At 67.2% G+C, this 14,883-nt stretch carries 17 protein-coding genes and 1 tRNA gene; 7 read left to right on the forward strand and 11 right to left on the reverse strand.

All coding sequences use genetic code 11. The annotated features are described in order from the left end of the window. Nucleotides 1-166: 166 nt before the first annotated feature. The gene (locus ABD259_RS20465) at nucleotides 167-1,276 is read right to left on the reverse strand and encodes a DegT/DnrJ/EryC1/StrS family aminotransferase (protein ID WP_344108498.1); all 1,110 of its coding nucleotides are present in this window, start codon (nucleotides 1,274-1,276) and stop codon (nucleotides 167-169) included. Between the two features lie 445 nt (nucleotides 1,277-1,721). On the opposite strand from ABD259_RS20465, the gene ABD259_RS20470 reads away from it, so the two are divergent. The 3 genes from ABD259_RS20470 (at nucleotide 1,722) to ABD259_RS20480 (ending at nucleotide 4,399) form a co-directional block, all read left to right on the forward strand. Further along, nucleotides 1,722-2,540, forward strand: a complete 819-nt coding sequence (locus ABD259_RS20470; protein WP_344108552.1) for a DUF2786 domain-containing protein — start codon at nucleotides 1,722-1,724, stop codon at nucleotides 2,538-2,540. A 328-nt stretch (nucleotides 2,541-2,868) separates the two neighbouring features. Further along, entirely contained in the window at nucleotides 2,869-3,294 is a 426-nt protein-coding gene (locus ABD259_RS20475) for a PPOX class F420-dependent oxidoreductase (protein WP_344108496.1), read from the forward strand. A gap of 112 nt (nucleotides 3,295-3,406) precedes the next feature. Next, nucleotides 3,407-4,399, forward strand: a complete 993-nt coding sequence (locus ABD259_RS20480) for an IS481 family transposase (protein WP_344108494.1) — start codon at nucleotides 3,407-3,409, stop codon at nucleotides 4,397-4,399. 55 nt (nucleotides 4,400-4,454) lie between these two features. Here the strand turns inward: ABD259_RS20480 and dnaN are convergent, their stop codons facing one another. The 5 genes from dnaN to ABD259_RS20505 all read right to left on the reverse strand — a co-directional run bounded on the left by dnaN (nucleotide 4,455) and on the right by ABD259_RS20505 (nucleotide 9,309). After that, nucleotides 4,455-5,612 (reverse strand): DNA polymerase III subunit beta, encoded by a 1,158-nt coding sequence (gene dnaN, locus ABD259_RS20485; RefSeq protein ID WP_344108492.1) that lies wholly within the window; start codon nucleotides 5,610-5,612, stop codon nucleotides 4,455-4,457. 248 nt (nucleotides 5,613-5,860) lie between these two features. Continuing rightward, nucleotides 5,861-6,325: a DUF4442 domain-containing protein gene (locus ABD259_RS20490; protein WP_344108489.1), complete on the reverse strand. Its 465-nt coding sequence runs from the start codon at nucleotides 6,323-6,325 to the stop codon at nucleotides 5,861-5,863. Nucleotides 6,326-6,500: 175 nt separating this feature from the next. After that, nucleotides 6,501-7,664, reverse strand: coding sequence for an allantoicase (alc, locus tag ABD259_RS20495; protein WP_344164590.1), 1,164 nt, complete (start codon nucleotides 7,662-7,664; stop codon nucleotides 6,501-6,503). Nucleotides 7,665-7,876: 212 nt separating this feature from the next. Further along, nucleotides 7,877-8,779: a LysR family transcriptional regulator gene (locus tag ABD259_RS20500; protein WP_344164593.1), complete on the reverse strand. Its 903-nt coding sequence runs from the start codon at nucleotides 8,777-8,779 to the stop codon at nucleotides 7,877-7,879. Nucleotides 8,780-8,862: 83 nt separating this feature from the next. Continuing rightward, nucleotides 8,863-9,309: a hypothetical protein gene (locus ABD259_RS20505; protein WP_344164596.1), complete on the reverse strand. Its 447-nt coding sequence runs from the start codon at nucleotides 9,307-9,309 to the stop codon at nucleotides 8,863-8,865. A 379-nt stretch (nucleotides 9,310-9,688) separates the two neighbouring features. Between ABD259_RS20505 and ABD259_RS20510 the strand changes: the two genes are divergently transcribed. Beyond that, nucleotides 9,689-9,777: transfer RNA gene (locus tag ABD259_RS20510), tRNA-Ser, on the forward strand. A 38-nt stretch (nucleotides 9,778-9,815) separates the two neighbouring features. Here the strand turns inward: ABD259_RS20510 and ABD259_RS25935 are convergent. Next, entirely contained in the window at nucleotides 9,816-10,316 is a 501-nt protein-coding gene (locus tag ABD259_RS25935) for a biotin carboxylase N-terminal domain-containing protein (RefSeq protein ID WP_425573550.1), read from the reverse strand. Between the two features lie 510 nt (nucleotides 10,317-10,826). After that, the gene (gene argJ / locus ABD259_RS20515) at nucleotides 10,827-11,981 is read right to left on the reverse strand and encodes a bifunctional glutamate N-acetyltransferase/amino-acid acetyltransferase ArgJ (protein ID WP_344164599.1); all 1,155 of its coding nucleotides are present in this window, start codon (nucleotides 11,979-11,981) and stop codon (nucleotides 10,827-10,829) included. Nucleotides 11,982-12,538: 557 nt separating this feature from the next. Between argJ and ABD259_RS20520 the strand changes: the two genes are divergently transcribed. Further along, nucleotides 12,539-12,973: a transposase family protein gene (locus ABD259_RS20520; RefSeq protein ID WP_344164602.1), complete on the forward strand. Its 435-nt coding sequence runs from the start codon at nucleotides 12,539-12,541 to the stop codon at nucleotides 12,971-12,973. Here ABD259_RS20520 and ABD259_RS20525 read toward each other — a convergent pair. The 3 genes from ABD259_RS20525 to ABD259_RS20535 all read right to left on the reverse strand — a co-directional run bounded on the left by ABD259_RS20525 (nucleotide 12,970) and on the right by ABD259_RS20535 (nucleotide 14,054). Next, nucleotides 12,970-13,359: a hypothetical protein gene (locus ABD259_RS20525; protein ID WP_344164605.1), complete on the reverse strand. Its 390-nt coding sequence runs from the start codon at nucleotides 13,357-13,359 to the stop codon at nucleotides 12,970-12,972. The two genes, ABD259_RS20520 and ABD259_RS20525, sit on opposite strands and share 4 nt — an antisense overlap. A 60-nt stretch (nucleotides 13,360-13,419) precedes the next feature. Continuing rightward, nucleotides 13,420-13,557 (reverse strand): hypothetical protein, encoded by a 138-nt coding sequence (locus ABD259_RS20530; RefSeq protein WP_344164608.1) that lies wholly within the window; start codon nucleotides 13,555-13,557, stop codon nucleotides 13,420-13,422. A gap of 374 nt (nucleotides 13,558-13,931) precedes the next feature. Beyond that, on the reverse strand, nucleotides 13,932-14,054 hold the full coding sequence (locus tag ABD259_RS20535; protein WP_344164611.1) for a hypothetical protein: 123 nt from the start codon (nucleotides 14,052-14,054) through the stop codon (nucleotides 13,932-13,934). A 190-nt stretch (nucleotides 14,055-14,244) separates the two neighbouring features. Between ABD259_RS20535 and ABD259_RS20540 the strand changes: the two genes are divergently transcribed. Together ABD259_RS20540 and ABD259_RS20545 are read left to right on the forward strand one after the other, a co-directional pair. Further along, nucleotides 14,245-14,538, forward strand: a complete 294-nt coding sequence (locus ABD259_RS20540; RefSeq protein WP_344164614.1) for a lactococcin 972 family bacteriocin — start codon at nucleotides 14,245-14,247, stop codon at nucleotides 14,536-14,538. Between the two features lie 14 nt (nucleotides 14,539-14,552). Then, a complete protein-coding gene (locus ABD259_RS20545; protein WP_344164617.1) occupies nucleotides 14,553-14,852 on the forward strand; it encodes a lactococcin 972 family bacteriocin in 300 nt (99 codons plus the stop codon). Nucleotides 14,853-14,883: the final 31 nt, after the last annotated feature.

Consider the following 14,883-nt stretch of genomic DNA (forward strand, 5'->3'; position numbering starts at 1 on the left):
GAGACCCAGCTGCCCGTGAGGTACTCAGCTTCGGACCCACGCCGCGTAACAACCGTTTGAACGCGCGCAACGGCAAGACGCGTCCAGGAATCGGGTGTTCCTGGACGCGCCCTTACTTCGGCGCTCCTCCTGGGATCGAGAGCCGGACCGAACTCAGAGGGGTCGGTCACAGGTTCTTCAGGACCTCACGCAGCGACTCGATGACGTAGTCCTGCCGGTCGCGCGGCAGCGACGGGTACATCGGCAGCGAGAAGATCTGCTTGGCGAGCGCCTCGGTGACCGGGAGCGAGCCGGTTTTGTAGCCGAGCTTGGCGAACCCCGTCATGGTGTGCACCGGCCACGGGTAGCTGATGTTGAGGGAGATCCCCTTCTCCTTCAGGCCCTCGGTGATCCGGTCGCGCTCGGGGTGGCGCACCACGTAAACGTAGTAGACGTGATCGTTGCCGTCTTCGACACGGGGGAAGATCAGGTCGGTGTCGGTGAGCGCCTCTTCGTAGCGGCGGCCGACCGCGCGGCGCCCCTCCACGTAGGAGTCCAGGCGGCCCAGCTTGCGGCGCAGGATCTCGGCCTGCACATCGTCGAGACGGCTGTTGTGGCCGGGGGTCTCGACGACGTAGTAGACGTCCTCCATGCCGTAGTAGCGCACCCGGCGTAGCCGGGCGGCGGTCTCGTCGTCGTTGGTGATGGTAGCGCCGCCGTCGCCGTAGGCGCCCAGCACCTTGGTCGGGTAGAAGGAGAACGCCGCGGCCTTGCCGAACGTACCGGCCAGCCGACCGTTGTGGCGCGCGCCGTGGGACTGGGCGCAGTCCTCCAGGATGGGCAGCCCGTGCTTGTCCGCGATGGCCTGGAGCGGCGTCATGTCGACGCACTGGCCGTACAGGTGGACCGGCAGGATGCACTTGGTGCGTTCGGTGATGACCGACTCGACCTGGGAGACGTCCATGAGGAAGTTCTCCTCGTGGACGTCGACGAAAACGGGGGTGGCGCCGATCTGGTCGATCGCGATGACCGTGGGCGCCGCGGTGTTCGAGACGGTGATCACTTCGTCGCCGGGGCCGACGCCCAGGGCCCGCAGGCCGAGCACGATAGCGTTGGTGCCGTTGTCACACCCAACAGCGTGCTCCACGCCGTGGTAGTCAGCGAACGCCGTCTCGAATCCGCGCAGGTTCTCGCCGAGGACCAGCTGCCCGGAACGGAATACGGTTTCCACTGCCTCGTGGATGTCGTCCCGTTCCTTCTCGTACTCCTCCAGATAGCTCCACACACGAATCGTCATGCGTCCCACCTCCAAGCTGGGTCGGTAACGAGATGATGGACCGGGGGCGAGAACGCGACCCGACGTAGACCTGCGGGCGCACGGCGCGTGCGGCCCTCCCCGATGCGACCAAGTATCAATCAATCGCACGAGACCAGGTCGGACAACCCCTATGTGCCTCCGACAACGCCCCTAATCCGACCCCCGGACGCGCCGCTCGGGGCAGGCGACACACGCGCCCGCACCGACGCCCGGACCGGCGTTTCCGCCATCCGCGCCGGTCTGGGGTCGTGTCGGGTGTCAGGGGCGGCCGGTACCGGCCACGCACGGGCGGACCTCTCGTCACCGATGCCCCCAGGTGTGTGGATAACGGCCCTCACCTGGTCAAGCGGAGCCGGTAGTCTCGGTGGCGGTCGCAGAGAGGAGCCAGGTGCCTTCCGACGCACAGAGCGAAGCCCGCCGCAAGATGATCGAGCGGGTCCGTGGCCTCCTCCGTATGGCGGAGGACCCCGCGGTCACCGATGCCGAGAGCCAGGCCTTCACCGCCAAGGCCGCCGAGCTGATGACCCGGCACGCCATCGCCGAGGCCGAGGCGCGTGCCGAGCGCGGCGAGGAACTGGAGCAGGTCACCCGCTTCGACTTCACCGTCTCCGGGGTCGGCGGGCACGGCAAGGCCCGGGTCAAGGCGCTGGCCGGGATCGCCGCGGCCTACGGCTGCCAGTCGGCCGTGCGCGGCAACACGTCGGCCAACACCGATCGCACCCTCATCATCGTGGGCACGGCCACGGCGCTGGACGCGCTGCGGGTGCTGCTGCCGTCGATCACCATGCAGATGGAGGCGTCCGCGCGGTTCACCGCGCGCAACCACATCGCCGACCTGCGCGAGATGCGCAACTATGACCGGTCGACGCTGGCGAAGGAGCGCAGCCGGTTCTACCGGTCGTTCATCCGCGCCTACGGCTACGCGGTGGCCGAGCGCATCCGCGAGTTCCGCGCCCGGTTGCAGGAGGAGCCGCGGGAGGATTCCGCGTCGGAGTCGGGCACGGGCTCGGACTCCGGCGAAGGGGCGTCGGCCATCGGCGCCGAGGTCGTGCTGCGCACCGATGTCGACCGTGTGCAGGAGGACTTCCAGCGCCGCTTCCCGCAGCTGCGCCCCACGCGTCCGGAGCGCACCCACCATCGTGCTGGATACCGCGCGGGCTATCTTCGCGGGCGCAGCGCCCAGCTGGGCATGGAGACCAGCGTGGGGCAGGGCGGCGGAACCGCGCTGACCGACGGCGACTAGCCGGTCGTCTGCCGCCTCCGACCCCTGTTCCGCTCCGGTGTGGGCGTTCCAGAGCCCACACCGGGCGTCATATCTGTGGACAACCCTGTGGACAACCTGGGGATAAGTCGTGGAAAACCTCACGCGGCCCGAATTGGCTGTGGATAAACCTCTCGAAGACGACTTCTTTCGGTGAGTTCCCGCAAGGCGACCGGTTGCGGCCAACGGCCGTGGCCTCGTACGTCCGGGACGCACTCGTGATAACCGAGTGTTGGAAGGTGACGTAGATCACCCAATGGGGAACAGTGAGGGTAACGCACCGTATCCCCCCGACTGGGAGTTGACGAGTATGTCGGCAGCCACCCTCCTCAAGCTGTTCCACGGTTACAAGACGGCCCTGCTCACGACCTACCGCCGCGACGGTATGCACTGCGTGAGCACCCCCGTGAGCATCGTCGTCGACAACGACCGTGTGCTCTTCCGAACGTGGGAGGACTCGGGCAAGGCCAAGCGGCTGCGGGCGCATCCCGTGGCCGACCTGCGGCCGTGCACCTTCCGCGGCCAGCCGACCGGCGCGGCCGTACGCTGCGGCGTTCGGCTCCTCGAGGGCGACGAGGCCCAGCGCGCGGCGCGCATGCTCGGTCGCCGCCACCCCTTCCTGCAGCGCTGGGCGGTGCCGATCTCGCACCGGCTGCTGCGTTACCGCACTCTCCACTACGAGCTGCGCCCGGTGGACGACGAGACCCCGCGCAGCACCGAGGGCTGGCCGGACTAGGTGTACTGATCACTGAGGTTGGTGACATACCGGGACAAGTTGGACATAAAAGGAGGGCCTTCGGTATCGGTGTGGATGTCTGACGTCCGCCCCGAGCACCGTAAGGCCCTCAATGCCCCACGCTACCCACACCAACGCCAAACTCGCACCCGCCGGCCGCCTCGCGCTGGCCCGCTGCGTCGTCGATGCCCACTGGCCCCTGCGCCGGGCCGCCGAGCGCTTCCAGGTCAGCCCCACCACCGCCCAACGCTGGGCCGCCCGCTACCGCCAACACGGACCGGCCGGGATGGCCGACGCCTCCAGCCGCCCGCACCACTCGCCCCGACGCACCCCCACCCGCCGCGAACGCCGCGTCATCAAGCTCCGCACCACCCGCCGGTGGGGCCCGGCCCGCATCGCCGGACACCTGGGCATGCACGCCTCCACCGTCCACCGCATCCTGACCCGCTACCGCATGCCCCGCCTGGCCCACACCGACCGGGCCACCGGGCGGGCGGTGCGCCGCTACGAGCGCGACCGGCCCGGAGAACTCCTCCACGTCGATGTCAAGAAGCTCGGCCGCGTCCCCGACGGTGGCGGCCACCGCACCACCGGGCGCGCCCAAGGCAAGCGCAACGCCCGCGCCACCACCACGACCCGCAGGAACTCCCACCCCATGCTGGGCTACGGCTACCTGCACACCGCCATCGACGACCACTCCCGGCTCGCCTACACCGAGATCCCGGCCGACGAGAAGAAGGAGACCGCGGCGGGATTCTTCCAGCGGGCCCACGCCTACTTCGCCTCGGCGGGCATCACCGTTGAGCGGGTGCTGACCGACAACGGGTCCTGTTACACCTCGCGCCTGTGGCGCGATGCCCTGGCCGGAGCCGGGATCACGCACAAGCGCACCCGCCCGTATCGGCCCCAGACCAACGGCAAGGTCGAGCGGTACCACCGCACCCTGGCCGACGAATGGGCCTACGCCCGGGCCTACACATCCGAGGCCCAACGGCGAGCGGCGCTCCCGGGGTGGGTGCATCACTACAATCACCACCGGTTCCACACCGCGATCGACGGCCCTCCCGCCTCCCGCGTCACCAACCTCTCAGGACAGAACAACTAGCCCCGGGCGGAATCGGGAGGCGGGACCGGGCGGAGGCCAGCGGGGTCCGCGGGGGTCACGAGACCCGGAGCGGCATCACCAGGTAGCGGAACTCGGGGCGACCGCCCTCGTCCGCGGGGACATCGGAGATCACCGCGGGCTTGGTCGGCATGGTGAAGTGCAGGTGCGCCGTCTCGCTCTGCACCCCCGCGAGGCCGTCGAGGAAGTACCCGGGGCTGAAGGCCACCCGCATCGGATCGCCGTGGAACTTGGCCCCCAGCGCTTCCACCGCCTGGGCGTCGTCGCCGGACCCCGCCTCCAGCACGACCTCGTCCTCGGTGAAGGAGAGGCGCAGCGGGGTGTTGCGGTCGGCCACCAGCGCCACCCGCTTCACCGCCTCGGTGAGCGGGGCGGTGGCGACCTCGGCGCGCGCGGAGAAGTCGGTGGGGAAGCGGGACTCGTACCTGACGAACTCGCTGTCGATGAGCCGGGTGGTGGTGCGGCGGCCGCTGTTCTCGAAGCCGATCATGCCCTCGCCGGGCGACAGCGTGACGCCGCCGCCGGCGGCGGCGACCGTGGACAGCGCGATGTCGACGTTGGAGCCCGGCACCAGCGAGCGCGCGATGTCGTTCAGCGTGCGCGCCGACACCAGCGCTGAGGTGGCGAGGTCGGGATGTTTGGAGCGCCACCACAGCTCGCGGACGGCGATGCGGTAGCGGTCGGTGGCGGCGAGGATCAGCGAGTCGCCGGAGAAGGCGAGGTTGACGCCGGTGAGCATGGGCAGTGTGTCGTCGCGGCTCGCCGCCGGTATCACCTGGCGCGCCGCCGTCGCGAACACGTCGGCGGCGACGGAGCCGGTGGAGCTCGGCATCTCCGGGAGGGTGGGGTAGTCCTCCAGCGGGAGGGTGAGCAGGGTGAACCGGGCGCTGCCGCAGGTGACGAGCGCCCGCGTGGCGTCGCACTCCATGTTCACCGGCTGGGCGGGGAGGTTGCGGACGATCTCGGCCAGCAGTCGGCCGGACACCAGGACGGCGCCGCCTTCCTCGGCGTCGACGTCGACCTCGGCCTGCGCGGACACCTCGTAGTCGAAGCACGACAGGCGCAGGGTGGAGGAGCCGCTGGGCAGCTCCAGGCGCATGCCGGCGAGCACCGGCATGGACGGGCGTGCGGGCAGGGCGCGGGCCGTCCACGCCACGGCTTCGGCGAACGCGTCGCGGTCTACTCGGAATTTCACACGGCCTCCCGCTGCATTGCTCTCCACCAGGGGTTTGCCCCGGTCGGGAGTGACCGTACCCACGCGTAGCGACATTTCGACCGAACAGGTGGACGAACAGACGTCGGCCCAGCCGAGGAGACGGCCGGGCCGGGCGGGAGTACCGCGTGGCGAGGAGGGGACTCAGGTCGTAAGGGCGAGGGAGGGAACGCCGCTCCTTGGCTCACGCCGCTACCGCGGCGCGTTGCGCGTACCTGGCACCACTCACGTCACTTCTTCGGCTTCAGCGTCCAGACGACCGTCATCGCACCGGTGACGGTCCCGTCCTCGGTGCGCAGCTCGATGTCGACGGCGAACTCGGGCCGCTGGCCGGCGTCGAGCTCGGCGATGACCTCCTCGCGCGTCCGGGTGATCCGGGCGTCGGCGATGACGTCGCCCATGGCGAGCTTCTGGTAGCCGATCTCGGCCTTGACGGCGAGCGGAACGGCGCGGTTCAGCTGGTCGCCGAAGGCCCCGATCACGATGGCGCCCGAGGCCGATTCGGCCAGCGTGAACATCGCACCGGCGTGCGGGCCGCCGACGTGGTTGTGGTGCTTGTCGTTGTCGGGAAGCCGCATGACGGCGCGGTCGATGTCGAGCTCGATGAACTCGACGCCCAGGGTCCGGGCGAACGGCACCGCCGCGAGGAATCCGGACTTGACCAGCTCCGCCTGTTCGGCGCTCATGGTTGTCATACCGCTCAGGTTACTCGTGAGTAACCATCCGCGCCAAGATCCCCGCGAGGTGAATCCACTAACGGGGAGCAGAACGCAAAAACCCGCCGCCTCACCCGCCGGACGGACCGGTAGGGGCGCGTGGGAGAGGCGGCGGGAGACAGAGGCGGCGTTAGCCAGGGGAGACCGCGGCCTTTTAGGAAGCGAAGTCGTCGGCGGTCAACGCGCTCCACCGATCGACCAGGGCTTTCTCACCATGAGTGGTCAGCGAGCCGTACAGGCGGAGACGGGCGATACCGCCGTCGGGGAAGACGTCCAGACGGACGTGCGTGACGGCGCGCCGCTCGCCGAGGTGGAAACGGTGCACGGTGTCGGGCTGGAGCGGGACGCGCGCGAGGAGCGGGAACCATGCGTGGGCGTCGGCGGGATCGGACACCGCCGCGTCGCACCCGGAGATCGCCACCCACCCCGCGGCATTGCCCTTGTAGTAGGCGGTGTCGATCTCGATGGCGCGGACCTCGCCCTGCTCAGCGAGGCGCAGCCTAACCCAGTCGTTGCCGCGGTCGCGGCGGCGCCGGTTCTCCCAGCCGTCGTCCATCTTGCGCGACCGGTCCGGCAGGATCATGTTCTCCGGGGAGGAGTAGAAGCGGTCCGAGGCGTCCTCGACCGCCCCGCCGTTCTCCAGCGCTGCGAGATCGATAGTGCCCAGCGCGGCGAGCCAGGTCGGGTCGGGGACGACCACACCGTGCACGCGAATCCGGGCGATGCCGCCGTCGGGGAACTGCCTGAGCCGCAGGTGCGTGAAGCGGCGCTCGGCGTCGACCGTGAAGCCGTTCGCGGCGTGGCCGCGCACCTGGCTGCGGGGCACGATCTCGACCCAGGTGACATCGTCGGCGAGCAGCTGCTCGGGGGTGGGGGCGCCCTCGACGTGGGCGGCCTCGATGGCGACCTGCTGGGGGTAGTTGCCGCGGAAGTGGGCGGTGTCGACGATGACGCCGCGGATGATCCCGGGCGCGCCGAGGCGGATGAGCGCCCAGTCGTGGTCGTCGGCACCGGGGTGCGGATCGTCGGCGCCGGTCCCCCGACGGCGCCGCGTCTCCCAGCCGTCCATGACTTTGCCCTTGTGGCCGAAGGCCTCGGGGTCGAAGTGCGCGGGCTCGGGTCGGAGCAGGTTCTCCCGTTGGGCGAAGAACTCGTCGTTGGCCGCGATCACGGAGCCGCCTAGGCGGCGGTCGGCTAGATCGACCAGGCCGGTGAAGGAGAAGTCCCCACCCCGGTAGTCGGCGTAAGGGTCGCCGCCGCTGTACGGCTGTGCGTCGTTCGCGTGCGGATCCCGCGCCTGAGGTTCGCCAACACCCACCAAAAGAAATCAACCCCTCCAAGGAGCCTCATCACCGCAATCCTGGACATCTCTCACTGTCGCACCGGACAAACGAGCATGTACAGCAAAAGTTTTCGCTCACGCTGTTCACCACCGCTGAACAAACGAACACCTGTGTTGGCCTCAGGGTCCCGACCGAGCACGGCCGTCACCGGGCCCGTCGCCGCCAGAACGAGGGACACGCCTCGGCCTCACTCCCGAGCCGCCGCCTGCTCTAGAGCACGCAGAACCCGCGCAACGTGCGGGCGGTCCTCGGCCCCGGCCCGCACCGCGGACACGACATGGCGCCGTGGCCGATCCGCGTGCAGCACCCGGATGGCGGCATCCGGGCCACTCTCAGGAGCGGCGAGCCGAGGGACCAGAGCGACCCCCATCCCGGCGCCGACCATCGCTAGGATCGCCGCCCAGTTCGACGCCACGTGCGCGCGCTCCGGGACGAAACCGGCATCGGCGCAGACCGCCAGCGTGATGTCGCGCCAGGGGCCGGAGTCGCCGTAGATCCAGGCCTCCTCCGCGAGTTCGGCCAGCCGCAGCCCCGGTGAATCGGCCAGCCTATGACCGACGGGAACAGCGACATCCAACGGGTCAGCCAGCAGCGACGAACGCGTGAACCGCGTATCCCCGGTGGCGGGAGCGTCGACGGCCAGGGAAAGGGCGATCTCGATGTCCCCGCTCGCGAGCAGGTCGTACACCTCAGCGGCCTCGGCCTCACGGACGCGCACTGCCAGCCGCGGATGAGTCCGCCGCAGCCGCTTCACCGCCGGGATCACCAATCCGGGGATCGCCGTCGCGAACGCCCCGACACGCACCTCGCCGGCTTCTCCCCGCTGATGCTCCTCCAACTCCGCCTGCGCGCGCTCGACCTGCGCGAACAGGGCATCCGCATGCCGCAGCACAACATGCGCGGCACTCGTCAGCCGCACCCGACGCCCGTGGGCTTCGAGCATTGGCACACCGAGCTCGCGGGAAAGCATGGCCAGCTGCTGCGATACCCCGGACGGCGTCATCCGCAACGCCTCGGCCGTCGCCCGCACCGTCCCGAGCTCGTCGAGCGTCCGCAGCAGCCGCAACTTGCGGAGGTCCCAGTCGTTCATACAAGAAGACTAAACAGCCCCCGCAGAATCATGCACTGCTCACAAACAGAAGCGGTTGCTACCGATAGCACACGTCCCCGAGCTCACGCAGCCGACGCGGAACGCCGCCGCAGCGCGATCGCGCGGCCGGGTACCACACAGAGCGCGGTAGAGATCGCCATCGGGACCGCCCCCGCCACGATGAATCCGAACGGCGGCGCAGGGTCGAACAGCCCTCCGGGCAACGCCGACGACAGAATCGTGAGGGGCAACAACAGCACGTAGAAAAAGATCACCGCGCACACGGAGCACAGACCGGCGCCGGGCACGCTCTGCCACCTCAGTGCAGGCCACACCGCCAGCCCAGCGACAATAGGCGTCAGCGCCATCATCCCGAGACCGAGCCCGATGTTGGCATCCGGAGACGGCGACACCTGCCCGACCGCCCACCCCACACCTTGCGCGACGAAGTAGGCGACGCTGCCAGCAACGGCTCCGGCCCCGGCCCCGACGAGGACGCACCGACGCATTCGCTCCGAGCTGCTGTCCATGACGCCGATCCTTTCCCCTCCCGCCCTTCGACCGCATGAGTACGGGTACTCAATTACCCGAATCAGCCGCCGGCATCACCAGGCACGACTGATCTGACACACGATCGACACCGGAACCACGAGCGGCCGCAAACACGAAATAACCGTTAGCCATCCACCATCAACCACAAAACGGGTACCTTCCGTAGTCAGCGCAGGTGAAGGCGAAGCGCCCCATCACAGAACGTAACTCCCCTCCGCCAAGTCCGCAGGAGCACGACAGGATGTTTCCATTCCGAGGGCCACAGCTGCGGGCACTCCGCACCCCGCCCTGGTCGCGTCAGCGAACGCGCCGCCGGTGAGCTAGCATGGCCGCGGAGAGCAGGTACCCCTGCCCTCAGGAGGGTTCGCATAGTGGCCGAGTGCAGTGCTCTTGAAAAGCACAAGATCCTTAACGGGGTCTCGTGGGTTCGAATCCCACACCCTCCGCTCCAGCCCACACCAGCGCTCCGGGAGAGTACGGCCAGCTACGGCTGCCTCTCCCGACAGAAGACCCGGTCCACAAGGTGCTGCTGCCCATGCGGCCGCGTGCGGCCGCTCTGTCCGGTCGGCTGCCACTCATTCTTGCGCCAGGAGGGCTGAGCGGGCCCCAAGGGCGACCAACCTAATGTGTGCGCAGATCCGCCCGCGGGAAGACGGCACCAACCTCCGAAGACAGCTCCTTCCAGCAGATAGGTGCAGTCATCCCCCCGCTCTTGGCCATGAACGGGGCGCCGACCTACTGGGCTATGGGCCGCGGCTGCTCCTTGACCCCGGGGCGGTGATCCCCTCCGGGGCGGACCGACCCAGGTCAGCCCGGTGACCTGCACGTCGGCGAAGTCGGCGTTCTCGGACCGGAACCTTACCCCCGGCGTGTGCACCGCATCCGCCTCGGAATCCTCGGCGCACTTGACAAGCGTGTTGAAGTCCGGGTAGCTGTCGGCTGCGGTCTGCCCGCTCGGGGCGAACGCCTCGCCTGTCAACCGCACATGCGGGACATACAGTCCGGGTTGGCGTACACCGCGATGCGGGACGGCACTGCTTCGCGACAGGCACGGATGAATCTTTCCGGGTGCACCGGTGTCTGTGCGGCGGGCCAGTCGTGCTCGTGTGGGACAACCACCCCTCGCCCAAGACGAAAATGGCTGCGCGGGCGCCTGGAGGCGCGGGAGTAGCTGACCGTGGTGCTGCTGCCGCGCTATACCCCTGAGCTCACCCCGTTCGAGGCGCTGTGGTCCCAACTCAAACGGCGTATCGCCAATCGCGCCTACCGCAGCCTTGGGAAGTTAAAAGGTGCCATGCGTTCTAATCTGCTCTCAGCCCAGAAACGCAGTGAGGCCCTCGCTGGATTCGTCAGATCCGCCCACCTGACTCCAGATCCGATCCCGTCGCCCACCTAATCAAAGATCAGTAGCTGCATCGAGAAGCGCCTCCAAGGTGTCCGCGGGGACTGCCCGGAAGCTGTTGGCCTCTCGTGATGTTTGCCGACAATCCTCGGCTCAGGTGGTGTAATCGGCGTTGATCTTCACGTATCCCTCGGTCAGATCGCAGCCGATTACGGTGAACGCTCCGCTAGCGATTCCGAGGTCGATGCGAATGACCGCCTCGTCGCCGGTGAGGTACTGGGCAGCCTTCGCCAGCAGCGCGTCGCTCGGCTCCTCGGGGTGCATGACGAGGTCGTCGAACTGGATGCGGACCCGCCGCGGCTCGATGTCGCTCTCGTCGTGAAGCTTGCCGATGGCCATCGCGATCCTGCCCCAGTTCGGGTCGGCGCCGTGGATCGCTGCCTTGACGAGAGGGGAGCTGACGACGCTCTTGCCGACTCGCTTGGCTTGAGCGTCATCGCGGGCTCCGGTGACGTGGACCTCGATGAGCTTGGTCGCGCCCTCGCCATCGGAGGCGATGGCACGCACAAGGTGGAGGGCGCACTCGTACAGTGCCTGCTCAAAGTCCTTCAGATCGACAGGGCCAGCGATACCGTTGGCGAAGATCGCCGCAGTGTCACTCGTTGAGGTGTCGGTGTCGATGCTGAGCGCGTTGAAGGTCTTGTCCATCACGCGCCGGAACAGGGCGTCCAGTGCATCGGAAGGAATGTCCGCATCAGTGAAGAAAAACGTCAGCAGGGTGGCCATGTTCGGCTCGATCATGCCCACCCCCTTGGCGATGCCGGAGAGTGTCGCGTCACCACAGGAGACGGTGACGTGTTTGTGCCGGGTGTCGGTCGTCATGATCGCTTTGGCGGCCGCAGCGTAGTCCGCCTCAGGGAACGGCCAGGTCAGGTTGGATAGCCCGGCCCGGATGCTCTCCATGGGATACGGACGGCCGATCACTCCGGTGGAAGCGATCACGAGTTCCTCGGGGGCGATCCCCACGGCCTCGGCAACTCTCCGGCGTACTTCAGCGGCGTGCTCATACCCGGCACGACCGGTCGCCACATTGGCGTTTCGGGACAGCACAACCGCGCCCCGGCTGCACTGGAGCGGCGCCGCGTCACGGCTGAGCACCACACTCGGGCCCGCGAAGCGCGAGCGTGTGAACACCGCGGCAGATCGGGCAGGCACCTCGGATACAACGACGGCGAAGTCGTGATCGATGTCCTTGAGCCCCATGTTCATGGCCACGCTTCGAAAGCCCTGTGGAGCCGCGGACTGCAAGCCGACCTACCTCCCCGATGAGCCGGGAGCCTGCAAGCGCGCAACCTCCGACGGATTGAATGAAGATTCACAGTACCGTACACATTAACCAACCTGAGTGGCAACGGCGCCGTTTAGTTCGCGCCAATTACGCCCTTTCATGTTTCGATTGTGAAGGCTCCAGACACTTAACATGACCCACTTCATATGTACTCACTGTATAAATATTCAGTTGAGCACGCGTGAGCGGCCGAGGAACGCGCCGGGCGCGCATGCGAGGCGCGAGCGTGCACCTGAGCACGGTCAGTGATCGAGGCCCTGGTGACGAGCCGACTGACCTCGCCCCTCCGCTGGAGTTCTACTGACCTTTGATCTGATTGTTGAATCTTGCACTTCGGCGTCCGCTTCGCCGACCTGTCGGGCATCTGGCGCCTGTTGCGGCGCCTGGGCTACTCCTGGCAGGCCCCGACCAGCGCGGCCGACGACGACCTGGGCCACCTGATCCTGGACGGCAAGATCTTCGACTCTCACCGGTGCCGCGCCAAGACGACCGGTGTGAAGGGCGAAACGATCGACGAATGGTATTCCCAAAGACCCACGGCTTCGGCGCCAACGTCCAAGCGCTGTTCGAGCCCGGCGGCCTGCCGGTCTGGACCTCCGAGGGCGAACCCGGCCACGTCGTGGACATCGAGGCAGCCCGCACCCACGTCTTCCCGGCGGTGTACCCCTATGCCAAAACGATGCCCGTCTTGGCCGACCCCGGATACCAAGGCGCAGGCCACAGAATCATCGTCCCGTTCAAGCAGCCCGCCGGCGGCGGCGTCCTGGCTGTCGACAACCGCGCCTACAACACCCGGCAGCGCTCGCTGCGCTGCCTCGGCGAACGCGGCTTCGCGCTGCTGACCGAACGCTGGACCGCACTGCAGCTCACCACTCTCAGCCCCAGCAAAATCGGCGACCTCGTCCGCGCAGCCCTCGTCCTCACCCGCTTCCAACACCTCAAGATCAACTAAAAGTCAGTGAGAAAACCTGAATGGATCCGATTGTCGATGTTTTCGACGTCGGTGGTTTGCGCAGAAGCCATGATGAGTCGTGCTGTCACGGTCCGCGGGTCGGTGTCCTGCTGCGCGGTTGTCGACCCGACGGGGTTGAAGTCATAGACCAGGTCCCACTGACCGCGGTCGGACTTGAGCATCATGTAGCTGTGGGCGATGCCCTCAGGCTTGGCTGGCCCACCGTAAGACGGTGTAATCGAGGTGCTCTCGAACTTGCTGCGGGACCTTTCCTGCCAGAACGGCCCATAGGAGGTCGAGCTGCCTTCGCTTTTGACGGCTTCCAGGCCAATGCTCGCTGAGGTTTGCGAATCGGTCTCGATACCGACGACGTTGCGCGTCCACACGCCCTCATAGGTTTCGGGCTTGTAGTCGATGCGGGTATTGCGCCAGGCCGCGAAAATGCCCTAGACCGGTCCGTTGGCGTTGGCGCACAGGACCCCTTGGAAGGTGTAGGGCCCGGCGTCGCACGCCGGAGGGGCCGCGGCGGCGGGAGGGGCCGCGGCGGCGGGAGGGGCCGCCAGAACGAATGCTGTAACGGTCACGGCTGCGAGGGCTGTGATACGAGGGACGATATTCACACAAGGATCTCTAACGAGTGAATGACCCCGAGAAGCCTAGTAGTGCGTATCATGTGACAAAAGGTGACGAAACGACCACTTCTGGACGCGCCGAGGCATTGCCTTCTGGCATGTTGTAATGATATCGGATCATCGGATGTTGCCAACATGGCTCTTTTGGGAACTGACCTAAGTCGCATACTCGGCTACTTGGGCGTGTGATGGTGGCCGAGCGCCTGGTGTCCGCTCAGAGGGGTTGCCCAGGGCGTCTGTGGTGAGATTGCGCCCGCTGCTCCGCCTCGATCAGGGCGGGAAACGCCCGGCGCCGGCGGGGTGAGCAGGACAAGGCCGTGCCTGCGTTACCGCCAGATCATGGTGCGGCCCCGGCCCAGTCGCGCGGCGGTGTCGGCCTCGGCCGCCCTCCGTTCGGTCCTGATCGCGAACTCCTCACGTTCCTCGACCGTCAGCCGTTTGCCCGGCACCGTTTACCCCGCCCACCAGCAAGAACAATCGTGTTTGGCGCCGCGATCTCGAACCCGCCCATAGCCCGAATTGGTACATAAATGCAGGTAAGCAATGTTTGTAAATTTTTAGAGATGACTGCTATGGTTTCGTTCCGTTGATCGCGCTTTGTGGCTGAACACGTATCATTACCCGCCGAGGATTCCCCCCATGAAAATCCCTGTCAGACGTGTTGCAACGACCGCCGTTCTCGCCGTCGGCCTGACGATCGGAACTGCAAGTGCCGCTATGGCTGCCTTCGAGAAGGCCGGAGGCGGAGAGTGGACCCACGGCATTTCCAACGACACCGTCTACTCGAACTACTACCACCGTGACGTCTGCCATGGCTCCACTGCTGTGGGCACCAAGACGGTCCGCGCCGAGGCCGATGCTGGGCTCACGTCCCGGGCCAGCGCCCCTGAGGCGTGGACGAACAACCAGACCTATTGGCGCAACACCTGCTGAGCCGAGGAGGATATATGAAGTCAGCTAAACGGATTTCCGTGGCCACGCTTATGGTTGCAGGCATTGTGGTCGGCTCCGCTGGTGCTGCTGCGGCCTATGAAAAGGTCGGCGGCGGTAAATGGATTCACGGAGTCAGCGGCCTCCCGCGGTCGGGGCCGGTCTGGTCGAACTATTACCACCCCTCCACTTGCCACGGATCCACCGCCGTAGGCGTCACCACGGTGCGCGACGACGCCGAGGCTGATCTCTGGTCCGAGGCCACGACCATTCGCGCTTTGGGTAATAACCAGACCTACTGGCGTAAAAGCTGCTGATCTTCATCCGTAAAGCGGGCTCGTCGATGTG

This window comes from Nocardiopsis rhodophaea, assembly GCF_039530945.1.
Classification (GTDB): Bacteria; Actinomycetota; Actinomycetes; order Streptosporangiales; family Streptosporangiaceae; genus Nocardiopsis_C; species Nocardiopsis_C rhodophaea.